Origin of the sequence: Bacteroides sp. 519, from assembly GCF_010500955.1 — a bacterium.
GTDB lineage: Bacteria > Bacteroidota > Bacteroidia > Bacteroidales > Bacteroidaceae > Bacteroides.
Genome location: NZ_QVMJ01000002.1, coordinates 42570 through 66811 on the forward strand (window position 1 = coordinate 42570; position 24242 = coordinate 66811).

General features: G+C 42.4%; 12 protein-coding genes and 1 pseudogene. 3 read left to right on the forward strand and 10 right to left on the reverse strand.

All coding sequences use genetic code 11. From position 1 onward, the window contains the following. Positions 1–30: 30 nt before the first annotated feature. Genes D0T85_RS02695 through D0T85_RS02705 form a run of 3 tightly spaced genes read left to right on the forward strand, consistent with a single transcriptional unit; the run spans position 31 to position 4085 of the window. The gene (locus D0T85_RS02695; protein WP_163209997.1) at positions 31–666 is read left to right on the forward strand and encodes a recombinase family protein; all 636 of its coding nucleotides are present in this window, start codon (positions 31–33) and stop codon (positions 664–666) included. Between the two features lie 51 nt (positions 667–717). Continuing rightward, positions 718–2934, forward strand: coding sequence for an AAA family ATPase (locus D0T85_RS02700; RefSeq protein ID WP_163209999.1), 2217 nt, complete (start codon positions 718–720; stop codon positions 2932–2934). Further along, entirely contained in the window at positions 2931–4085 is a 1155-nt protein-coding gene (locus tag D0T85_RS02705) for a hypothetical protein (protein WP_163210001.1), read from the forward strand. Before D0T85_RS02700 ends, D0T85_RS02705 begins: the two co-directional genes overlap by 4 nt. A gap of 60 nt (positions 4086–4145) precedes the next feature. On the opposite strand, the pseudogene D0T85_RS02710 reads toward D0T85_RS02705, so the two are convergent. The 10 genes and pseudogenes from D0T85_RS02710 to D0T85_RS02755 all read right to left on the reverse strand — a co-directional run. After that, positions 4146–5704 (reverse strand): annotated as a pseudogene (locus D0T85_RS02710) (ATP-dependent RecD-like DNA helicase); the annotation flags it as partial. Continuing rightward, entirely contained in the window at positions 5697–6815 is a 1119-nt protein-coding gene (locus D0T85_RS02715; RefSeq protein WP_163210003.1) for an efflux RND transporter periplasmic adaptor subunit, read from the reverse strand. The gene D0T85_RS02715 and the pseudogene D0T85_RS02710, both read right to left, overlap by 8 nt. Before the next feature lie 325 nt (positions 6816–7140). After that, positions 7141–10947 carry a family 78 glycoside hydrolase catalytic domain gene (locus D0T85_RS02720; RefSeq protein ID WP_163210005.1) on the reverse strand — a complete coding sequence of 1269 codons (3807 nt, stop codon included), beginning with the start codon at positions 10945–10947 and terminating at the stop codon, positions 7141–7143. Positions 10948–10966: 19 nt separating this feature from the next. Further along, positions 10967–13333 (reverse strand): beta-glucosidase, encoded by a 2367-nt coding sequence (locus D0T85_RS02725; RefSeq protein ID WP_163210007.1) that lies wholly within the window; start codon positions 13331–13333, stop codon positions 10967–10969. Between the two features lie 9 nt (positions 13334–13342). Beyond that, positions 13343–15058 carry a family 20 glycosylhydrolase gene (locus tag D0T85_RS02730; RefSeq protein ID WP_163210009.1) on the reverse strand — a complete coding sequence of 572 codons (1716 nt, stop codon included), beginning with the start codon at positions 15056–15058 and terminating at the stop codon, positions 13343–13345. Positions 15059–15062: 4 nt separating this feature from the next. Beyond that, positions 15063–17345, reverse strand: coding sequence for a beta-glucosidase BglX (gene bglX, locus D0T85_RS02735; protein ID WP_163210011.1), 2283 nt, complete (start codon positions 17343–17345; stop codon positions 15063–15065). 36 nt (positions 17346–17381) lie between these two features. Next, positions 17382–18383, reverse strand: a complete 1002-nt coding sequence (locus D0T85_RS02740) for an alpha/beta hydrolase (RefSeq protein ID WP_163210013.1) — start codon at positions 18381–18383, stop codon at positions 17382–17384. Positions 18384–18417: 34 nt separating this feature from the next. After that, positions 18418–19413 (reverse strand): alpha/beta hydrolase, encoded by a 996-nt coding sequence (locus D0T85_RS02745; protein WP_163210015.1) that lies wholly within the window; start codon positions 19411–19413, stop codon positions 18418–18420. Positions 19414–19495: 82 nt separating this feature from the next. After that, positions 19496–21073: a RagB/SusD family nutrient uptake outer membrane protein gene (locus D0T85_RS02750; RefSeq protein WP_163210017.1), complete on the reverse strand. Its 1578-nt coding sequence runs from the start codon at positions 21071–21073 to the stop codon at positions 19496–19498. Between the two features lie 13 nt (positions 21074–21086). Then, positions 21087–24233 (reverse strand): TonB-dependent receptor, encoded by a 3147-nt coding sequence (locus D0T85_RS02755; RefSeq protein WP_163210019.1) that lies wholly within the window; start codon positions 24231–24233, stop codon positions 21087–21089. Positions 24234–24242 lie beyond the last annotated feature (9 nt).

A 24242-nucleotide genomic window follows, 5' to 3' on the forward strand; every position in this document is an offset into this window, starting at 1 on the left:
CTCGCGAATTTCATATCTAAAGAATAAGTTATGGCAAAAGTTGGCTATTTGATGCGTTCCGCCCATTATGATGGTGCTGAAGCCGATATTGAATGGATGAAGGAATACGGTTGTTGTGAGATTGTCGAAGAGCAACCGGAACAGGAAAAGCTGCGTCCACTATGGAATAAAGTACTGGGAAACCTGCATAAGGGCGATGAATTGGTCGTGCCTAAATTTAGTAATGTACTACAGGGCACTCGGCAGTTGGCTTTCTTCCTGGAATTTTGCCGGGTGAAAGTCATCCGGATTATCTCCATTCATGACAAGATTGATTCCGACAATGAATTGTTTCCTGAAACCAAAACGTCAGATGTGTTGCTTACCATTGCTCTATTGCCTGGAGAGGTAAATGCCAACCGGAAAGCTACTAATCATATCCGCAAGTTGAAGAGCAAAATCAAAGTTCTGACTTCTGCTGCTCACAATAAAGCAGAGAGAACTAAGCTTGTAGTAAATATGTATAAGAGTGGACATACGATCGATGACATTTGGAAAACGAGTGGATTCAAAAGCCGCAGTTCTGTTTTTAGGATATTGAATGAGGCTGGTGTGGATCTGAACCGAGGGCATACGAAGGGACCACTTGGCCCAAGAAAGAATAGTGAAGAATCTAAAGGGGAATAAAAATGATAAAGAGAGTCAAGATAACAGTAATCCGTAAAATCTATTGTAGTTATGGAAAATAAACCTATAACAAGTAAAGCGCTAGATGATGATAAAAAGTTACCAGAATATCTACGCTTAATAGGACTTCGTGTATATAAGCCTTTTGTGAGTAATGCAACATTAGTAAATGTGAGTTGCATGCAGAAAACTCTGTTTGAATCCGACAAATGGTTTTATTTTTACGATGGATTTAATATCTCTGATAAGAATGAAACAGTTACCGTAAGTAAAGACGCTTTTTGCGATGCGATTCTCTATGATATTCCTAAACTTACCATAAGTATCAGTGCTATTGTAGGTGAGAATGGCAAAGGAAAAAGCAGTATCATTGATATGATTATCCGCATCCTCAACAATCTTTCTGCTGCAATTCTAGGTGAACAGCAGAAATTTAAAACAGCAGCACACCTTCATTACATAGAAAATGTATATGCTTCTCTGGCTATATTTATTGATAACCAGATTAAGATTATAAAAATAGAAGGTCGATTGGTAAACGTTATAAATTATAAAGAATTCCATGCAGGAAAGGGCATATTTACCCGTTGTGCAGATTCCGAGAATCTGTCCATGCAATTATCGGATGATCCCAATTCTGTCGCTGAATTTCAGCCCGAAAAGTTAGATACTATATTGGGATTGTTCTATACTATTGTTTGCAACTATTCCATGTATGCTTTCAATTATCGGGATTATTTTCGGGAATGTACTCCGAAACAACGGCTTACAGCAATCACTAAAAAGGAATATGATTCTAATACTTTAGTTGAAGATGAAGTATGGATGAAAGGAATTTTCCATAAGAATGATGGTTATCACACTCCAATCGTAGTTCATCCAATGCGTAATGAGGGATTGATTAATGTCCCGGAGGAAAATAAACTGGCAAAAGAAAGGCAGCTTTCCATGTTACTCTTTGACGGGGGAAATGGTAAGTTCCCATTCCGGACTATCAATAAAGATATTCATGTTGTTTCACTTTTTCTGCCACCTCTAGAGACAAAGATATTCTCGAAAGAGAATATGCGTACAACTTTGGATATCAAACAGAATACCCACTTAGACAATCATTTTCCATACATTTATGATTATATATTGAAGTTTTGGCTTAAGTATTATCATATCGACAAATTACCGGTTATGCCTTGGGTACAGGATGCTAAAGACTATGTAGTATATAAAACACTGAAGATAATCCGTACTTACAGACAATATGGAAAGATCCGCAATAATTTTTCTTCGAAAAACTACAGCGAAGTGAAAGCCCAAAAGCATTTGGAAGAACTAGCCAAAGATACGAGTCATAAGACCTTAAAATTGAGGCGTGCTTTGTTTTTGTTAAAATTCCAAATCTATCAAGGAAAATCTCGCTCAATTTATCCATTGGACAGTCTTTATGAAGAAGCTAAAGAGATTGTAGAGAATAAGAAATATGCCCAATGGCAAATCAACTATATTGATTTGCTACCTCCTCCTATATTTGATATCACCCTACAAATAGAAAAAAGCAACCTTAAGACCGGAAAAAAAGAGATTATTCCTTTCGAGGGATTAAGCTCTGGTGAAAGGCAGATTGCCTATACGATAAGCAATTTTATCTATCATCTGGTAAATATAGATTCTATCTCCCCAGATGCAGAATCAGATAAGAAGATTCTGACATATAAATATGTGAATGTGATTTTCGATGAAGTAGAGCTATACTTTCATCCCGATTTACAACGTAGGTTCTTGTATTTCTTAACGGATGCTTTGCAGAATGTTGAATTTAAGCACTTGAAAGGTATCAATATTCTGATGGTTACACATTCTCCTTTTGTAATATCCGATCTTCCACAAAAGAATATCCTGTTTTTAGGAGACAGAACAGACCTTACGACTAAAGAAACTTTCTGTGCTAACATTCATGAGCTACTCAATAATAGCTTTTTTATGGAATACTCAATGGGCGAAATAGGCCGTACGGAATTGGAATATATCATTGGTTTGTACAACGAAAGGAATGATATAACAAAGCGTGATAGAATTGTTCTGGAAATGAAGCAGAATGCTGTCCGGTTTGCTTATCTGGAAAGTATCATTGCTGATAAATTCCTTAAAAAGACTATCGGACAGATGCTCCAGGAATTACGGGAGTACATATCTCCGCAGGAAAAGCTAGATTGGGAGATAAATAAAGCACAGCAGCAGCTAGACCGTCTTCGTGCAGAAAGGGATTCATTATGATTAAGGTAAAATATAATATAGATAAGAAGACATTGAATGCTGCTTATTTAAAATTGTTTAAGAATGATAGTCAGGAGAAACAAAAGAAATGGAAGAATATAAGAAAGCAGATTAATCCCTATTTTACTTCGTTACCTTCAAAGGTAAAGGATATTATGGTTGCTGATTTTAAAAAACTGACACCTATCTACTTAGAATATGTAGCCATGATGAATACCAATAAGTTGACCGATCTCCAAAAAAAAGATATTAAACAAAAATTGGAGGAAATTTTTAACTATACAGTTTGGCAACCTAAATTATCTTCGTTCTTTATGAATTCTCAAAATGGATTTCAAATCCATACTTGCCATTATTGTGATATGGCTTATGTTAATGCGTATGGCTTTTGGGTTATATATTCCGACATGTTGGATTTTATAAATAATGCTCCCTTGGAAGATCTAACTCGTTTTCTCGATATAGAACAAAGTACAGCTCAGAAAATAATTGATTACAGAGGGAGACATTTGTTTAGTACCTTAGATGAATTTGATAATATGAAATGTTGGAAGTCTCAGAAGAAGAAGAAGAGTGACCATTTGCTTAATAATGCTAAAAATCATTTTGATTTGGATCATATATTGGATAAAGGTTCATGCCCCATTATAGCATTATCTCTTTATAATTTCACTCCTAGCTGCCAGGTCTGCAATGAAAAGTTAAAGCGTTCTCAGACTATAGGATCAACCGATGCGGAACTTTGCAAACTGAGTCCTACAAGCTCTGATTATGATTTTGACAATAATGTCACCATAACTGTTATACCAAAGAAATCAACTTGTTCTACTTTTGGATTTGAGAGTCATAAGAATGATTATGGTATAGAGTTTAAATGTACAGATACTGATTACCAAAAAACTATTGATCTTTTCCGCCTGCGTGAACGCTACAACTACCACAAAGTAGAAGCTCTACGTCTGTTGGATCTCAAAGAGCGATATTCTGATGCTAACATCCGCAGTATTAGCCGTCTTCTCCAGAATGGAACTCAATCGGTTATAGCCCTACAATACACTGAACAACAAATTTACGAAGATATTTTTGGAGAGGATTTTAGTGAGAAGCATTGCCGTTGTCTAGGAAAATTGCGAAAGGATATATTGAAGTGAATCCTTAGTGATCTAGTTCTTTAGCCTATGTTTCACATTGTCTTTATAAACAGGACTATTTCACTTTTCTTTATTTCCGTACAGAACAATATCTTCCGCCGCCATTGAATAAGGCGCTTCTGATGACTGCGGATAAGGAATAACTTTCGGAGTTAGATCCGATTTATCTGTTTTTGCAACCAATGATGGGTTTAACCTTTCCTTGAGTTTCGTGTTGCGTTTCAATACCGACATATTGCGAATAGCATAAGCCAGCGCTTTGGTGGTACCGATAAGCACACAAATCTTCTTGGCGCGGGTGATGCCTGTGTAGATAAGGTTTCGTTGAAGCATCACATAATGATTCATCACACCGGCATGACTACTATCGGATATTCCGAGCCCTGCGATTTATGGATGGTGGTGGCGTATGCCAAAGAGAGTTCATCGAGTTCGGAGGCTTCAAACTCTACCGAAATGCCGTCAAAACTGGCGATAAGGGTCCGTTCTGCCATATCTACTTCCTCTATGTACCCCAAGTCGCCATTAAATACTCCTTTGTCGTAGTTGTTCCGTATCTGCATTACACGGTCGCCTTTTCGATACGAATAACCGCCCCGGTTCAGACAAACAGATGTGGGGTTCAAAGCCTCCTGAAGTGCTAAGTTCAGATTGGATGCGCCCACGACTCCCCGTTGCATGGGCGTAAGGACTTGTATTTTGCTGGGCGACAGACTATATGCTTTCGGAAGCCGTTCTTTCACCAGGTGGACAATGCTTTCGGCAACCTGCTCCGGATCTTCTTCCTTTATAAAAAAGAAGTCGGTGTCTTTGCCGTTGCTCGTATCGGGAAACCGGCCGTTGTTGATGGCATGGGCACTCATCACGATGCGGCTGGACTGGGCTTGGCGGAAAATCCGGGTGAGACGTACAACAGGAATTTTCGTTGAATCAATAATATCTCGCAATACATTGCCTGCCCTGACGCTGGGCAATTGGTCAATATCACCCACCATCACCAGCCGCATTCCCGAAGGAATGGCTTTCATCAGGTGATTCATCAGGAGAATGTCTATCATAGAGCATTCATCTACAATCAAAGCGTCGGCTTCCAATGGGTTCTCTTCATTACGCTTGTATCCGTCTTTCGGATTGTATTCCAAAAGTCGATGGATGGTTTTAGCTTCCATGCCGGTAGCTTCGCTCATTCGTTTGGCGGCTCTGCCAGTGGGTGCGGCAAGTAAGATGTTCATGCCTGCCGTCTTTAAAGCGGCAATGATACCTTGCGTGGTAGTGGTCTTGCCTGTTCCGGGACCGCCTGTAAGAATCATTACTTTGGATTCTACGGCTTGACGGATAGCGGCTATCTGAATATCATCGTATTCAATACCGGTTTCTTGCGAGATGGCGGCAAGGTTGAATGTAGGCTTCTTCTTGTCTGCTTCAACTGCTTCCACCAGTGCTAAAAGACGGTTGGCTGTACCACATTCGGCATAGTAAAAAGGGGGAAGGTAGATGGCTTCACGGTCCAGCTCCAAATCTTTGGCTTCAATCATTTGTGCCATTGCTTGCTTTACGGGTTCTTCCTCGACTTCAAGCAACTGCATGGCAGATTTTACCAGTTGAATGTTTTTAGCATGAGATTGTGGTTATTTTTTTGCCGTCGGCCAGGGTGGCCACGCCATCGATTATAATTCGGTCGCCCGGGTTCAGGCCGTCGGTTACGACGTAGTGTTTGCCATCGGGCATTTCTCTTACTTTTACTACCACTTGCACGGCGGTATTTTCCTCTACTTTATAAAGGAGTACTTTGTCCTGTTGGGTAAAGGTGGCCTTCTGCGGAATGACGATGGCGCCTTCTACCACTTCCGGAATCACGACCTGGCCGCTGAATCCGCTTCTGAGCTGCCCTTGCTTGTTGGGGAATCCGGCCCGGAAGTTGGCCGACCCGGTGGAGACGTTGACTACGCCGGAGATAGTTTCTATTTTACCTTTTTCAGGGTAAACCGTTTCGTCGGACAACCGGAGAGTGACCGGAGGCAGATTCCCGATTTTCTCGGCCTGCGTGTTTCCTTTAGCGTTGTTGAGGAAGTTGCGCAGCAGATTTTCGTTGAGCGAGAAGTAGGCGAATACATTGTCCGTGCTGGCAACGGTGGTGATTACGTTTGAGTTGTTAACCAGGCTGCCCACGCGGTACGAGAGGGTGCCCACAAAACCGTCCACGGGACTTGTTACTGTTGTCCACCCCATGGTGGCCTGCGCATTTTTGAGCGTGGCTTCTGCCTGCATCAGCGTGGCGAGGGCGGTTTCGTACGCGTTCTCGTAAGTGAGTAGCTGCGTTTGACTGATGATTTCTTTTTCTGCCAGCGGGCGGATTCTGTCAACATTTACCTTGGCGGTGTTTACCTGTGCTTTGGCGCTCTGAACGGAGGCTTGTGCCGAAGAAAGAAGTTGCTCGGTTTGCGGAGAGCTTATCTTAAACAGCGCCTGCCCTTTGCTTACACGGGCGCCCTCGTCGGTATAAACGGCCTCGATAAAACCTTCTACCCGGGGCTTGATCTCCACATCTTCCGTGCCTTTGATGGTGGCCGGGAAAACGGACTCAAGGATGGCTGTTTGTTGGGCGATGACCAGGGTAGGATATGCTGTAACCGCTTCCTGCGACTGGTTTTTGGGGCCTTTACCGCATGCGGTAAAGGCCGATAGGGTGATTGCCGCCAGGGCAATGACCGTATAGGTGTTGTTTCTCATATTTATATTTTTTTATTCGTTTTGCAGCGAGACGTTGCATACGGGTTTGCTTCCAAAGTACTTGGGAACCTTGCCTGAGGGTCAGTTCTTGCCTCCCAACCCCTCGGGAGGTGTGCCCGAAGGTCAGTTCTTGCTTCCAGAGGCCTCGGGAGGCTTGCCGGAACCTCGGTTCATGCCTCGCAACCCCTTGGGAACCTTGCCGGATGACAAATTGAGCCCTCCCAAGTACTTGGGAAGCATGCCCGGAGTCCAGTTCTTGCCTCTCGAGGCCTCGGGAGGCAAGAACTGCTTACATTTTGATATTCAGCTTTTCTTTTTCAGCGTTTTAATCCGCAATTTTCCATTGATTCTTTTCTAACTTTAGCTTATAACTGCCCGATTGCACCTCAAAGCAAGCCGCAGGCACGCCATTACGCATCTTCATACCTATATAAACTATTCCTTCGCTATTCCTGACGCCCTTTACCGAGGACTCTTCTACCGGAAGATAAACCGTAGCCGATGTATTGGCCGGAACCGTAAATTCATACCCCGTAAGCTGCCCTTTATCGGCCGTCCAACTGCTGTGGATGGTTCCGTAGTTGGAGTCATAACTGCCCGATGCTTTGGTATACGTACCTCCCGGAAGCGGTTGCAGCACGAAATGCTGATAGCCGCCGGTATCGGTTGTTATGCCCAGATGGTACTCATGAATCCACGAGCCAACAGAGCCGAGCGCGAAGTGGTTAAAGGAGTTCATTTCGCTGCGGCCACCCATTTCGAATGCCAGTTCGTACGAGTTCCAACGCTCCCACATGGAGGTTGAGCCGAGTTTTACGGGATATAACCACGACACGAAATCGGTGCACGCCAGCATGCGGTAAGCTGTTTCCACCTCGCCCGTTTTGCTCAATGCCGGCAGAATGTTTGGCGTACCCGAGAAACCGGTGGTGATGGTGTAAGGACGGGAGTTCTCCGTTGGGTTATAAGGCACATCGCTACCGCCTGCACCCACGAATCCTTCAAAGAAAGGCATGATTACTGTACCCTCATTACCGCTGCGGGCGGGTTCGGCAGCCAGTTCTTTCAGGCGGCGCACGGCGGATTCTTTGTAGGTAAGTCCTTTATATCGGCCAGCTGTAACACTCATCTGTTCACTGAACAGGTTAAAGTTAAGCGGTGTGGCATACGAGGTTTGCGAGTCGATGATTTCGCCTGCCGAACCATCGGTTAGCGACAGGTTACGTGTCAATCCCGTAGCCGGGTCGATGTAGGCTTTGTTGAATGACTCCACAGCCTCCCCGTGACGCCTGCGCAGTTCTCCGGCATAAGCCGTTTCGCCGATTGCATCGGACATAACCGCCGAAACCTCCATCATATAAATATAGATAGCGTTGTTGCAGATGTCGCTACTGGTGCGCGAGTCGATGTTAAGCCAGTCGGCCAGGTCGGTAGTCCGCGAAGAAAGTCCGCTGTATCCCGGCACCTTATAGTGATGCATACCGTCCAGCCAGAGGCGCATGCTGCCGAAGTTTTCTTTGACAATTTCCACATCGCCGTATTGTAAATATAGCTGCCACGGAACCATGCAGATGGCTGCCGCCCAGGTAGTTCCATCGGCAAAGGTGCGCTCGCGCTGACGCGAATAAGTGGGCACAGTGTTGCCAATGCCACCCGCCGGAGCGCCATTCTCTCCGCCTACGGCCTGATCGTTGCGCAGGGCAACCATCCACTGACGGAAGAAACTCTGCACATTGCCGTTGTATGTGGCCGTGCGCGAATAGGCTTGCGCGTCGCCCGTCCAACCCATCCGTTCGTTGCGTTGCGGACAGTCGGTAGGAATGGAAAAGAAGTTCCCCAACTGGCTGCGCCGGATGTTTTTATAAAGCTGGTTCACGAGTTTGCCGGTCTCATCGGTCGTTTCTCCCCGGTAGCTTCCGGTCACCGGCTCCGAAGAGAGCACAATGGCTTTCACATTTGCGGCAGGCAGCGGAGATTTGCGCGAGGGAACCGTAACCTGTATATAGCGGTATCCCCGGTAGGTGAAATGCGGTTCGATAATCACTTCCCGGCTCTCATCGGCTTTGCTTGCCGTGTAGAAATCGGTGGCCAGTGCCGCCCTGTACGTATCGTGCAATACACGTCCGGCAACTCCGGGACGATAAGCGCCCTGCGATCCGTACAACGATTCGTATGTTGTGCCGTCCGGCAGCATCCGGTTGGGCGAATCTTCATTGCCCGGATAAATTTCCTCGCCGTAACGGAACGTCACCACATCGCCCTGCTTCAATGCTCCCGCGGGGATTTTTACAGATGGTACGCCAACCAAAGCCACGCCCATATCGTAGGTATACGTAGTCCGGTCTTTGCTGTGTGTCTTTAGTACGCGGGTGGCTTCCGGGCGCTCTATCTCGCGGATGGGGTTATCGCGGCGGGCAAGGAAATCGAAATGTGTCCAGTCGCGCGGCTTTACAATCTCAGCCCCTTTCCAGTTCGATGCATTATAACCGGGACGGTTCCAGCCTTTTACGGCTTCCTCTTTGTTGGCGTTATAGCGTTCGCCCTGAAACATGCTTGCGTGCTCTACCGGTCCGCCCTTGTACAGTTGCCAGTTGCGGGTATCGGTAACGATGGTTTCTTTGGTGCCGTCCTCAAACGTAACCACCAGTTTCAGCAAGAATGCTTCCGTATCGCCGAAGAAATTGTAATTGCCCGGTGTGAAACTCATATATCCCGTGTAGAATCCGGGACCCAGTATAGCGCCCACGGCATTTTTACCTTTTTCCAAATGATCCGTCACATCATACGCATGGTATGTCATCGTTTCTCTGTACTGGCTAACGCCGGGATTGAACCAATCCTCGCCAATCCGTTTGCCGTTGATATACATTTCGTAAGCCCCCATCGCCGTAACATACGCTTTGGCCTTCTTTACTTTCTTTCCGGAGATGTCAAACTCACGGCGAAGCATAGACAATGAACTGTAATAACTCGGGTCGGCATAGCCAAAGGCATTATCCTTTACGTAGATTTTATTTCCTTCTACAGACACTCCCGGAATATCTTTAAAGATCCTGTAAGTAGCTCCGGTCGACGCGTCAAACAACGGTACATTTTTGCCTTGCCCCACATTCATCAACCGGTAGTCTGTAAACTCTACCGCTTCTCCGGCAGAGGCATAAAACCCGATAGAATTCAGGTTGGGATAGGTATTGAAATTGCCACCCCCTCTTTCGAAAGGACTGATTAAAAGATCGGTGTCATTCGTTACAAAGGGATTTCCTTCATTGACAATCAAGAGTTCGCCATTGATAGAAATCTGAATGAAGCTGGCATCTGCTTTGATTTGTAGTTGATTCTCGCTATGCGCATTCGCAGTCGTCAGCAACCGATTGATATTGGTTTTCGGAACCGTCGCCGTCGAAATGGTTTTATAAGGTACATCAGCTCTATCGTCTTTTGCGTACCCCACACGGTAAACATTTAGCACGGCACCATTCTGCTTTCCGATGCCGGAAACATCAAACTCCAGACGAACGTAGTTTTCGCCAGACAGCAGTTCTACATTCTGGAACTCATTGCTGAAACGGAAATCATTCGCCCCGAAAATCAAAGATGCCTTATTTCCTTTTACAATCCTAAACTTTGTGTCGATGGTAAAAAGCATAGCCGAAGCCGCATCCAGCGACAACTCATTACTGCCAATCCAGCAGGCACCATCCCATGCCGAAAGTCGGGGATTCATTAATCCGGTGGAAAAGGTCGACGTAGCCGAATGGATGCCTCCTTTATTATCTTTCACTTCCACCTTCCAGTAATAATCGGTTTCCGGTTCCAATGGCTTTGCAGAAATTGAACTTCCATATACAATACCTACTGATTTGTCGGAGTTAACAGTGCCACTATCCCAGTGGAGGTTCCTGAAATCCGAATCGGCTGCCACTACGATACGGTAAGCGGTTTGTTTAATTCCGATCTCATCAGATTCCATTTGCCAACTTAAATCGGGGGTCTTTATATCCATGGCCAATGGGGCAACACGGCTATCAACAGTTAAATGATTTATTTTTGTTTGTCCCCAAACCTCCATACATGACGGAATGAGTACTATCACTAAACAAAATAAACGGCTCAATAATGAATGCTTATTCATAGTATTATTTTTACTAAATTCATTTTTTCAACTTATTTATATCAACCATCTGATTCAACACATTATGCACCTTGACTTCCTGCACTGTATTGATTTCAAATGTTATCTCTTCTCTTATATCACGCGAAGAGGTTCCTATAGCTACTTTGTAACTTCCGGCATCTGTTATCCATGCATTGGCGTCTGGATTGAATGAAGCCAGATCGTATGAATTAAAGCGGAGGGTAACTGTTTCAGATGCTCCGGGTTGTAATAGACCCGTTTTTACAAATGCTTTGAGCTCTTGCCGGGGCTTGTTTGCGGAAGGATCAGGAGCAGTAACATAAGCCTGTACAACTTCTTTTCCGGCATGCTGCCCATTATTAGTTATAGTTATTTTGAGAACATATTCACCTTTTGATTCTGTTACGGAAGGCTTGTTAAAGCCAAAGGTAGTGTAAGAGAGGCCATAGCCAAAAGGATAAGAAACCTCTTTATCAAATGTATCAAAATAACGGTAACCTACATATATATCTTCTTCGTATACAGTGTAATCTACATTTCGTAGTTGCTGATCCTCTTCAACTTTACCACGTCCCATACCTATCTCGACAGGATATTTAGGCTCGTAATTATATGGAAAGTTAGTAGCCGACGGCACGTCCATATATGAATTAGGGAAAGTCATGGTCAATTTCCCTGACGGATTAATATTTCCACTTAGCACATCAACAACTGCATTACCAGCTTCCTGACCACCCTGCCAGGCTAATACCACTGCATCGGATTTGTTTTTCCAGGATGTAGTTTCTATAACGCCCCCAATGTTTAGCACAACAACGACTTTCTTTCTTTCAGCATGGAAAACGTTACAAACATCCTCTATTAATTTTTGCTCAGATAGAGTTAATTTAAAGTCGTCTTCTACTTTCCTGTCTACAAATTCGCCTGTAGCTCTACCAATGGTAATTAATGCAATATCAGCATCTTTTGCTTGTTTACGGAGCAATGATTGCTCGGGGAGTATCTCTGTTGGCCGCGTTCCGGGAAGGAAAGGGGCCAGACTATCATCGGCGTCTGGTTTGTTTTTCTCGTTTTCTTGTTGGATATGTTTCTCATAACGGTCTTTTAACTCTCTATCATATTTGTAACCGGCATTTTCTAGTCCGTCAATAAGAGATATTGAGTAGGCTTTGTTCACATCACCGCTACCAGACCCTCCTGCTATAAAATTATAAGAGGTCACTCCATATACTGCGATATTTTTCACCTCAGCTGTTAAGGGCAGTGTATTCTTATTCTCTAATAATATTATTCCTTCTGCAGCGGCACGGCGTACTAATTTTGCATGACCCTTGAGGTCAGGTGCATCTGAGTTTTTATACTTATTATACCGTGGAGACTGAATTATGATGGATAATATTCTTCTTACTGCATCATTTAGTGTTTCTTCGGACAATGTTCCTTCTTTTATAGCATTCAGAATAGCTTCTTTGTATTGAGGTAGCCCAGGCATCATCAGGTCATTGCCTGCCTGTATCATAGTAATAGGATTCTTCCCTCCAAACCAGTCTGTCATAACAAAGCCTTCAAAACCCCATTCATCACGTAATATTGTTGTAAGTAACTCTTTATTATGTGCTGAATATGTGTTATTTATCATGTTATAGGAAGACATCACTGTCCACGGAGATGATTCTTTTACTGCAATCTCAAATCCTTTCAGATAGATTTCGCGAAGAGCTCTGGGAGTTACACGCGTATCGCTATACATGCGATTTACCTCCTGATTGTTTGCCGCAAAGTGCTTCGGAGATGTCCCTACACCATTAAACTGTACTCCATTAATCATAGCCGCAGCTATTTTGCCTGTCACCAATGGGTCTTCGGAATAGTACTCAAATGTACGTCCGTGAAGGGGATTTCGGTGTATATTCATACCTGGTCCTAACCAGATATCTACTCCGTATTCCCGAACTTCATTACCCAGTGCTTTACCTACTTCTTCTACTAATTCTGTATTCCATGATGAGGCCAATGCTGTTGCAATAGGAAAAGCAGTACAATAGTAAGTTTGTTCGTTTCCTTCTCGATGGGGTAATATACGTAGTCCGGCCGGTCCGTCTGCACACACGATTGCAGGTATATCCAAGCGTGGGATGGGAACAGTTGTTCCTGCAGCGCCGGGCACAAGATGATGTGTATTTCCCACAACAGTACTCTCTCCGTCTGCTCTCTCCATACCTGCACCCACAACGATAGAAGCTTTTTCTTCTAAAGTCATGGTTGATATTATTTTATCTACTTCAGTTACTCGCTTGTCTTTGCATGATATACATGTCAGAGTAATAACCGATACGAATAAGAAGGCGCGTTGCTGCTTTATGATTCTTCTGAACGTTTTCATATATTGAATTTATTGTTTCCAATCCACCATGGAAGATTTAAAATAATACCAATTCATATTCTCCCAAAGAGGAGTATGCGAACTCAATCTTACTCTATATTCTTCCCAATAGGTGTTTTCTACTTTAGACCATCCTTTCTCCGCTATTCCCGCTAAACGAGGCATCAACATGAACTGAAGTTCTTTAAAATTGGTGATAGTCTCGCACCAGATTGCACCTTCTACTCCTGCAATGTTTTGGGAAGGATCCAATAATGGATTTAACGTGGAAGGATCCCATTCATACATTTGTTGAATGGTCTTTTTGGGCAGCAAAGTAAACCCAACTTTTTCTTGTATAATGCGCTGTAGTGTATCAGCACTGGGTTCTTTATAACGATGATCTAAATAAACAAGGCCGGTTGGAGATACAATTGTTTTTGCATTCTTGCTAACACCTCTTTCTATATCCTTTGCTGCTTTCATGAAACTTTCTCCCAAAAGTTTTAGAACCTCTGGGGAAATGTTTTTTTCACCTTTGTCTTCTGGATCTGCTTCGCTATTCTCAAAGTATATCCAATGTTGATACAGATCGTTTTCTGTAATATCCGCGCGGGTTATTTCTTGCCATCCCACAATCTTCTTACCCTGATTCAATGTGTATTGACGAGCTTTATTCATAAAGCGAATGTATTTGTCTTCAGCCAATCCCACTGTTTCATCACCGCCTATGTGGATATAACTACCAGCTGTTATCGCTGCCAGTTCAGTAATTACATCTTCTACAAATTGCATGGCTTTAGCATCATCTACATCCAAAGCACCTAACGTTTGTCCGGCAATGCCTAAGTCCATTTTTATTTTCACTGCATTTTCAAATTCCGGATAGGAAGTAAATAAGGCGGTTGCATGGCCAGGGAAATCTATTTCCGGAACTATTGTCACAAAGTGATCAGCGGCGTATTGAACTAACTCTTTAAATTGTTCCTGTGTATAATAGCCTTCAGGTTTTCCATCATTGGGTATTTTGCTACCTATCTCTGTAAGTTTGGGGTGTTTCTTAATCTCGATTCGCCAACCTTGATTATCTGTTAAATGAAGATGAAGAACATTCATTTTGTATAAAGAGAGCATCCTAATCACCTGCTTTACCTCTTCTGCGGTAAAAAAACAGCGCGACACATCCAGTGAGAGCCCTCTCCATGCAAACCGAGGACTATCTTTAATCTCAAGAGACGGTAGGTAAACCTTTTCTCCCTTACTGTCTATGTTTCCACCAATCAGTTGTCTTAGGGAGGTCATTCCTCTATATATTCCCTCTGGTGCTGTAGCTTGAATTCGAAGGTTCTTCTGGCCTATAGACAGAAGGTATTGTTCCTCTCTCGAATCGCCCTCTTTGGGGCTGTTGCCATATATATCAGGGAGATCATTGAAGGCACTTTTATCCTTTGTCAGTTCCAAGTGGATTTTTCCTTTTGAGGAAGTAGACGTTTCCACTATAGAAACCAATCCTGTTAACTCATGAATCCAAGTTGATAAGCTGTCTGCCAATCCTTTCAACGATTGATCTGAATAGGATATACGGTTTTTCTGCTGGAGTGTAAACAGACCATTTCCTGCTTTTATCCGCTCGGGAGCGGGAATAATATGGGCCTTTTTATCTTCCGCAACAGGCGAAGTACAGGAGCATAGGATCGTTAAATTAACGAGCCAGATATGCAGTAAAGAGGGTTTAATTCGTTTCATAACATTATTTTTTCCATGTAATACTTGCTTTTTTAACATGACATGAGTTGGTTCCTATTTGAATCTCGAATTCGCCTGGTTCCCAATCATAGAAAAGTTCCGAATTATAGAATTTCAGATCCTCGGAGGTCACTTCGAAAATAATTTCTTTCTTTTCACCCGGTTGCAGCATCACTTTCCTGAAATTCTTCAATTCTTTAACTGGTCTGGAAATAGTTGCTACTGGGTCTTTGATGTATAACTGTACTACCTCCTCACCAGCCATACCGCCTGTGTTTGTTAATGTAACAGATGCAGTTAATTTATCATTGCCGCTTAGTTTCGTTTTATTTAATGCGATATCACCATATTCAAATGTTGTATAGCTTAAACCAAATCCAAACGGGAAAAGAGCTTCATTAGGTATATCGAGATACTTAGATGTAAACTTATTATTTTCATCGAAGGGTCTTCCTGTGTTTTTATGATTGTAATAAAGTGGTATTTGCCCAACGCTCCTTGGGAAAGTCATAGTCAATTTTCCTGCAGGATTATAATTGCCAAATAACACATCGGCAATCGCATTTCCAGCTTCAGTACCAGGTGCCCACGCCTCCAAGATAGCAGGTACATTTTCTACCTCCCAATTTAAGGTCAAAGGACGCCCATTGATAAGAACTAAAACAACTGGCTTTCCTGTGTTTATCAAAGATTTTAATAAGTCTCTCTGACTCTTAGGTATATCAATTTCGGCACGACTTGAAGCTTCGCCCGACATTGCTGATGATTCACCCAAAACAGCTACTATAACATCTGCATCACTTGAAACCTGGAGCGCTTCCTCCAGCATTTCTTGTGGTGTCCTGGGTTCATCTTCCATCTTTACTCCCATGAATGCTGCAAATGGAGAGTTCAAATTCGTCTTCAGATAAGGGCCATCGGTAATATTGGAACCTTTAGCCGTAACAACTTCAACAGCATTACCCCCTACATTTTTTATCCCTTCAACAACAGAAGAAATGGATTTGGCATCACGTATTAGAACCCAAGCGCCCAACATATCCGGTTTCGCTTCAGCAAATGGTCCGACAACAGCTATTTTACCTTTCTTTTTCAAAGGCAGGGTATTACGGTCATTTTTTAATAATACCATGGAACGCGCTGCAATTTTTCTGGCGGCATCCAGATGGTCTTCTGTCTGAATTTCATTTTCCCAACGTTCAGGATTCAGGTATCGATAGGGATCATCAAACAACCCGAGTCTATATTTAGCCTCAAGGATTCGCCTGCAAGCTTGGTCTATTTGTGTCATCGTAATTGTGCCTTCATTCAACGATGTTTTTAAGGTTCCCATAAACCCGTCTCCCTGCATGTCCATATCGACCCCTGCATCTAATGCCAATGCAGATACAGTCTTTAAATTGCCCAACCCATGATTTATCATTTCAGGTATTGAGGTGTAATCAGTTACTACAAAGCCATTGAATTCCCAACGATTGCGCAACACTTCTGTCATCATCCATTTACTACCAGAAGCTGGGATTCCATCAATTAGATTAAAAGATGTCATTCCACTGCCTGCCCCTTCGTCAAAAGCAGCCTTATAAGGAGGGAAATAATCATTAAACATGGACAGATGACTCATATCTACTGTGTTGTAATCGCGTCCTGCTTCTCCCGCGCCATATAGTGCTATATGTTTTACACAAGCCATTATCGTGTTGTTCTTTGTTAGATCATCACCTTGATAACCACGAACCATAGCTTTTGCAACCTGTGCTCCCCACCAGGGGTCTTCTCCTGAACCTTCGGAAACTCTTCCCCAACGTGGGTCACGGGAAATGTCAACCATTGGGGAATAGGTCCAACAGACCCCCGCAGCACTAGCTTCGATTGCTGCAATACGAGCGCTTTGTTCTATAAGTTCCAAATCCCAACTACATGATAACCCAAGTGGTATTGGAAAAATTGTTTTATAGCCGTGAATTACATCCATGCCAATAAGGATAGGAATTTTTAGTCGAGATTTTTGGGCAGCATCCTGGATTTTCTTCGCGGCATCATATGAAAAGCCCCCGGTAGCACCTATTTCTCCTTTCTGAATTGCTTCTGACAGCAATTCTCCGCCACCCAGAACAGCACCCATACTTCCAGAAGAAAGATTCATTTGACCTATCTTTTCTTCTAAAGTCATTTGGCTCAGAAGGTTGGATACAAATTGATCCATTTCTTTAGTCTGATTCTGCGCCAAGCAAAAAGATGAATGGCAACTAAAAAGAACAAATAAGAATTTGAAGAACTTTTTCATATTTCCTTTTGCTATATATTATCTAGCTGTAACATTTCAAAACACGATATTCTTTGGCTTTTCTATCGGCATATTCTCCATCTCTTCCAAATATTTTCCGAACCCTAATATATAAAGAGGAACATATTTAACCATTTGATCTACAGACGACATATCAGCTGGCTCTGCATCTGCCCACTCTGTATATACTATGGATTGGCATTTGTCTACGATGAAGCTGCGAAAGAACCGGTCGCTTTCTTCATTATTATCAGTCAAAGCTTTCATGGCCATGATATGATCGGCGCCTTTCGCAACATAAGCCCAATGAGGAACTTTCATTTCCTTAAACTGTTCATGCAAGTATTTTGTACCTACCGAGGTTAGTCCCAACATTTCTCCGCTATCAAAAGGTACAGCAAAATCTTTGTCACCATGAATAAGCAACATAGGACATGGCTTTTCGGCCCAAATTAAGGTCTTGCCTCCACCCGGAATTGCAATGGATCCTGCGTGCGATATAATACCTGCATAATTAAATCCTTTAGGTAAAGCTTTAGTATATTCAACATGATTGCAGATGTCATGCTCCAATGTAAGACAGGTAATGGCACCCGCACTTCCACCAGAAATCAATATTGTTGCAGGATCTGCTTTCAATTCGTTGGCTTTACCCAAGATGAAGTTTGTAGCAGAGACTAAATCTTCAGTGGCAATGCGAACGACATCTTCTATTCCTGTCACTTTGTATTTGTTATCGGGGGTAGCAGCCAGACGATAATCAATCGATACGGATACAAATCCATGTTCGGCATAATGGCGGTTGAACATTTCCTGGGCTGCATTCTTTCGGCTTCCGGCAGAAAATCCTCCGCCATGTACATGAATCATTACGGGACGAAGCTCTTTTACAGCGATTGAATGATCGAGGTAGATGTCTAAGTGAAGGGTATCAGAGCCTTTGATAGCGTAAACATACGTATCGCGCGTGATATTGGATTGAGCCATAACTGCAACGAAAGCTATTAATCCGAGCAATGAGAGTGTTATTTTCTTCATTTGTTTTTTGTTATTGAAGTTTAATTACTGTATGTTAGAATACGATATTCTCCGGTCTTTCTATTGGAGCAACCATCATCTCTTCCAAGTATTTTCCGAAACCAAGAATATAAAGTGGAACATATTTCAGCATTTGATCTACTGAAGTCATATCTGAAGGCTCCTCGTCTACCCATTCGGTATAAACGTATGATTTACATTTACCCTTTATAAATTCATGGTAGAATTTATCAGTTTCTTCGTTATTATTAGTCAAAGGCTTCATGGCCATAATGTGATCAGCACCTTTCTCAACATAAGCCCAATGAGGTATCTGCATATCCTTGAATTGCCGGTGCAAATACGATGTTCCCACGAAAGTGAAACCAGCTGCTTCTGCTACATCAAAAGGTACTGCAAAATCTTTATCTCCATGGAATAACAGCATCGGGCATGGTTTCTTATCCCATTTAAGAGTGTCGCCCTCCATTATTATTGCACCTGCATGGGATATAATACCAGCATAATTGAAGTCTTTCGGTAATGCTTTTGTATAATTGACATTGTTACAAATATCATGTTCTAATGCAAGAATCGTAGTGGCACCTGCACTACCTCCCGAAGTCAATACAGTAGACTGGTCGATATGCCATTCTTTTTCCTTGCTCAAGATGAAATTAGTTGCCGATACCAAATCTTCCGTGGCAAGGCGCATTATCTCTTTTGTATTTGTCACATTGTACTTGTTGTCTTCTCTAACACCAAGGCGATAGTCTATGGATACAGAAACAAACCCCATTTCCGCAAAATGCCGGTTAAACATTTCTTGAGCCACATTTTTACGACTCCCGGCCGAATATCCTCCCCCGTGTACATGAATCATAACAGGTCGGAGTTCTTTAATTGGTATTGAATGATCTATATATACATCCAAGTGAAGTGTGTCGTCTCCTTTTATGGCATAAACATAAGTATCACGCCTAATATCGGATTGCGCCATCACTGTAACATGTGTGATAAGACCAAGCACCAGAAATAAAATCTTTTTCATATTGTTATTTTTCAAATATTGGTAATTCTACCCATAACAATTTTGCTATGGGTAGAAAAAACAGTCAAACCTATCAATAAAATCACCAACCTGGATTCTGTTTCAAATTCGGATTTCCATTCACATCGCTTGCCGGTATGGGGAACAATTCGTTTTTCCCACTTTTAAATCCATTACCTCCTGTATTAGAAGTGGTAACGTCGTAAGTCCAATCTTCTTTAAGACCGATCAATGTGTACATCACCTTACCGCAATCAGCCAGTTTAGTTGCTGCATCTCCCCAGCGAACAAGGTCAATAAAGTGGTGTCCTTCACCAAATAATTCGGCACGGCGTTCTGCCTTCACTCCATATTGTTCATTATTCATATCCAATGTAGGAGCGTCTCCCAAACCTGCGCGGCTGCGAACCAGGTTGAGTGCTTCAAGACCAGATATTGCACCCGGAGTTCCTCCCATAGCTACAGCTTCGGCATAGTTAAGCAACACTTCGGCATAACGCATATAAGGGGTATTCCGCTTGGTATAATAATAAGGGAAGTCTCCGGACAAGTCCTCTGCCAAACACAATTCTTTTACTTTAATGTATCCTTCACATTCTGCAATAGGAAGCGTAATGTATCCCATGTATTGGGCAGTGGCATATCCTACAAGAGTTTCCTGGTAGCGTGGCGAAGTTTGCCCATCATGCGTATCCATAAATGTGGCAAAGGAACTAGATGGATAAGAACCCATACCAAAGCCCATCAATATACTACCATACTTAGCATACCATACGGCAATATTTGGAGAAAAAGCAGCTAAATCAAAAGTTCCTGATTGCGAATTAGAAACACTTGGATCATCAGCAAAGTCGAATTCCCATAGGTTTTCCGGGCTAAAATCACCGGCAGAACTGTTGAAGGTTGCAAAATCAGGATTCAATTCATATTTGTTCGTAGCTATAACTTTATTGTATAATGTATTGGCTGCTTCATTGTACTTTCCTTGCCATAACTGGGCTTTGCCAAGATAGCCATACGCAGCTTCTTTAGTTATACGGCCACCGATTGTAGACTGTCCATCTTTGCCCAACTTGCTAGGTAGGGCTTCTGCTGCCGTTTGCAATTCACTTTCAATAAATATCCATGATTCCGCGGCTGGTGTATTCCCTTCGCTCCCGTTCAGAATGTGATCAGCAAGAGGTGGATTACCATATAGTTGCACTAAATTCATCATACAAATGGCGCGGATAGCACGGGCTTCTGCCAAAACTTGGTTCTTTACGCTTTCAGAAGCTACATTGTTTGCAGGCAGTCCGTCAAGAATCATATTACACCAATAGGCCACTTTATAATAATAAGACCAGATATAGGCATAAGTATTGGCGGTAGAGGTTTCATTGTATGCATAATAATTAGCAGATTCTCCACTCATACGTGCCATTTCATAATTTACCGCCAGATAGCATGCCTGTCCGCCTGCCAAAACCGCCTGGTAAGCATCTCCTTTTATCAAAGCATAGATAGCCGCTATAAATTGATAAGTTTCAGCATCATTAGCAGTCTGGTATTTATCTACCTTGATAACACCTTGTTGTTCTATGTCAAGTTTGTCGTCACAAGAGGTGAAAACGATAGCAACCAAAAGTATTGCTAAGATGGGTTTGAATATATATTTCATTGTCTTTGTCTTTTTAGAATGTAACATTAAAACCAAAAGATACAGATTTAGCCATTGGATAACCACCGTAGTCAATTGCCATTGCACTTGATGTATTAGAGGAGGCATTGGTTTCCGGATCACTACCAGGGTAATCTGTAAATGTGAAGAAATTATCAAGCGATACATACAAACGAATCAATTCTACTCCAATCGGTCTCATCAATTTCTTTGGCATGGTATAGCCTAACTGTATCTGCTTAATCTTAAAGTATGAAGCGTCAAAAACAAAAGCATCCGAATTGTAAAAACGTTGGTCATTCACCTGATAAACCGCTGATGGCATAGTGGCTTGTGTATTTGTTGAAGTCCAACGTCCTTCGTAAAGGAATTCGGGTCTGTTGGCACGTGAGGATGGGTCAGTGCTCATCATACCATATACTAACTTGTTACCCGAAGCCCCTGCGCTATATATATTGATATCGAAATTCTTATAACTGGCCGATAGAGATAAACCATAAGTAAGATCAGGGATACCAGAACCGAGGTTTGTACGGTCTGCATCTGTAATCTCTCCTTCACCGGTCAGGTCTGCAAAAATAGCTTCACCGGTTGCCGGGTCAACACCTGTCATTTTATAACCACGGATATACCACAACGGGTATCCCTCCTCAAAGAAAGTCATGGCACTACCACCCAGCATAGAAGAACCTTCAATGCGAGTTCCTTCTCCACGATATTCCTTTACTTTATTTTTCACTGTGGCGATATTTCCTTTCACCTCGTAGCCAAAATCTCCAATTTTATCTTTCCAGCCAAGTTCTACTTCAATACCGCTGTTAGTTACTTTTCCTAAATTCTGATATACAGTTGATGCACCGGTTGTAAGTGGAGCTACAGATTGCACCAACAAACCATCTGTTAATTTATTATAGTAATCAATTGTAGCATGCAGGCGGCCACTAAAGAATCGCAAGTCAAGTCCCAAATCGAATTGTTTTGAGCGTTCCCAACGCAATTTAGGATTGGCCAATGTTGAACTTGGATAAGTTCCCTGATACAATTTTCCATCCAGCCAATAGGCCATATTCGCCGTATTGTTTGAAAGATCATATTGTCCGCTTCTTAATGTAGCAGCATACATGTAGTTACTAAGGTTGCTGATAGAACCATTCACCCCATAACTAGCGCGCAATTTCCCATAAGTAAAGGTTTTACCTACGATATTTTCCATAAACTTCTCATTAGTGAAAGTCCAACCGGCAGAGATAGAAGGGAAATAGCCCCAATTATGATCCAAATCTAAATAGGCAGAGTCATACGAATCGGCACGAAAGTTTGCTTGAAGGTTATAACGACTTTTATAATCCCAGCTTAAACGGCCAAAATACGCTATCTGACGTTTGTATGCCAGATTTCCAAGCACATAATCATTTGCACTATTTGTAGAATAGTCCATATAAATAAAATTGGGGGCTTCGCTAGTCAGCTGATTAGTTCGTGTACCAATATTATTACTTTGATTACTGCTAAAACTCATACCTGCCATAACGGAGAAATTACCAACGTTCTTAGTTTCCAACGTGTAATTGGCAAAGTTTTCCCACTGATAGTATTGAACTGTTGTTTGAGACGATCTTAAATCCAAATCCGTATCCGTATCATTAAAGAAGTCACCTAGTCTGGTAGGAACATACAAATCAAAAGCCCGGTTGCCCAGTGTATATCCCAAACGGGAGGTAAAAACAAAGTTCTTTATCGGTTTTATATTCGCATAAGTCATACCATTGATATAGAAAGTCCGGTATGTTTCATTATTGGATTGTATAGCTGCCAGAGGATTGGTTGTACCAAGCCAGCTATAACCATAATAATCTCCATTATTATTTTGTATAGGATGCAATCCATTGTTTATTGCAGCCTGAATCCTACTAGGTATATTACTGGATGTGTAAAAAACCGGTGTTAACGGGTCTGCAAGCACTACGTCTTTCATTACACCATATTGAACTTCATTTTCTGAAATTACCGAGTTCTTCATACTCACAATGGTATTAGTTGTACCTACTTCTAACCATGGCTTAATTTTATAACTGGCATTAATCTGTCCGGTATAACGACGATAGTAATCCTTGTCCATTTTTACCATACCATCATTGTTCAGGTAGCCTAAGCTGAGAAAGAAGCTCGCATCGTTATTTCCACCTTGTACGCTTACATTGTATTTCTGAGTCTGGCCTGTTTCATACATTTCATCTTGCCAGTCAGTATCGGTACCAGCTATATGGAACTGGTCATAGAGCGAAGTAAATCCGGCACCGGCTGCTTCGGTGTAATACTTTGTATACTGCTCTGCATTAAGAAGGTCTACTTTATTAGCTAAAGTGGCATAAGACCACTGGGCATCAAACGATACTTTGGTCAATCCTTTTTCGCCCGTCTTTGTTGTAATTAAGATAACGCCATTACCAGCTTCTGCACCGTAAATAGCAGCACTGGCAGCGTCTTTGAGAACTTCCATACTTTGAATACTAGTTGGCTCCAGATAGCTAATATCACTTACTTTCAACCCATCAACTATATATAGAGGATCGCTTGAGCCATTAGAACTATAACCACGTACGCGAATAGTGGGAGCCGCACCAGGAGATCCGGAATTATTCACAACTTGTACTCCGGCAGCCTTACCTTGTAGTGCAGAAGCTGCGTTGGAAATAGGGCTATTCTTTAAATCATCGGCCTTTATGCTACTAATAGCACCCGTAACATCACTTTTCTTCTGAACGCCGTAGCCAATAACAACAACTTCGTCCAATACCTGGTGATCGGGTTCGAGCGTAATATTTATCGAACTTTTTCCCGCAACAGATACTTTGACCTCTTTATATCCAACGTAAGAAATCGTTAGAATGGCATCCTCTGGTACATTGTTAAGCGTAAAAACGCCATCAAGGTCAGTAATTGTCCCTGTACCTTCACCAAGAGATATGGTAACTCCAATCATTGGTTGCCCTGTTTCATCTTTAACAATACCCGTTACTTTTTTAACCTGAGTTACGTCAGTAACATTTGTGACTTTTGCAGTACTTCCATCGTTAGCATACACAGATGGGAACAAAGTAAGCAATACAGCAAGTATTGAATACTTAAGTACTAAAGTGAGTTTTACATAGTTCTTCATAATAAAAAT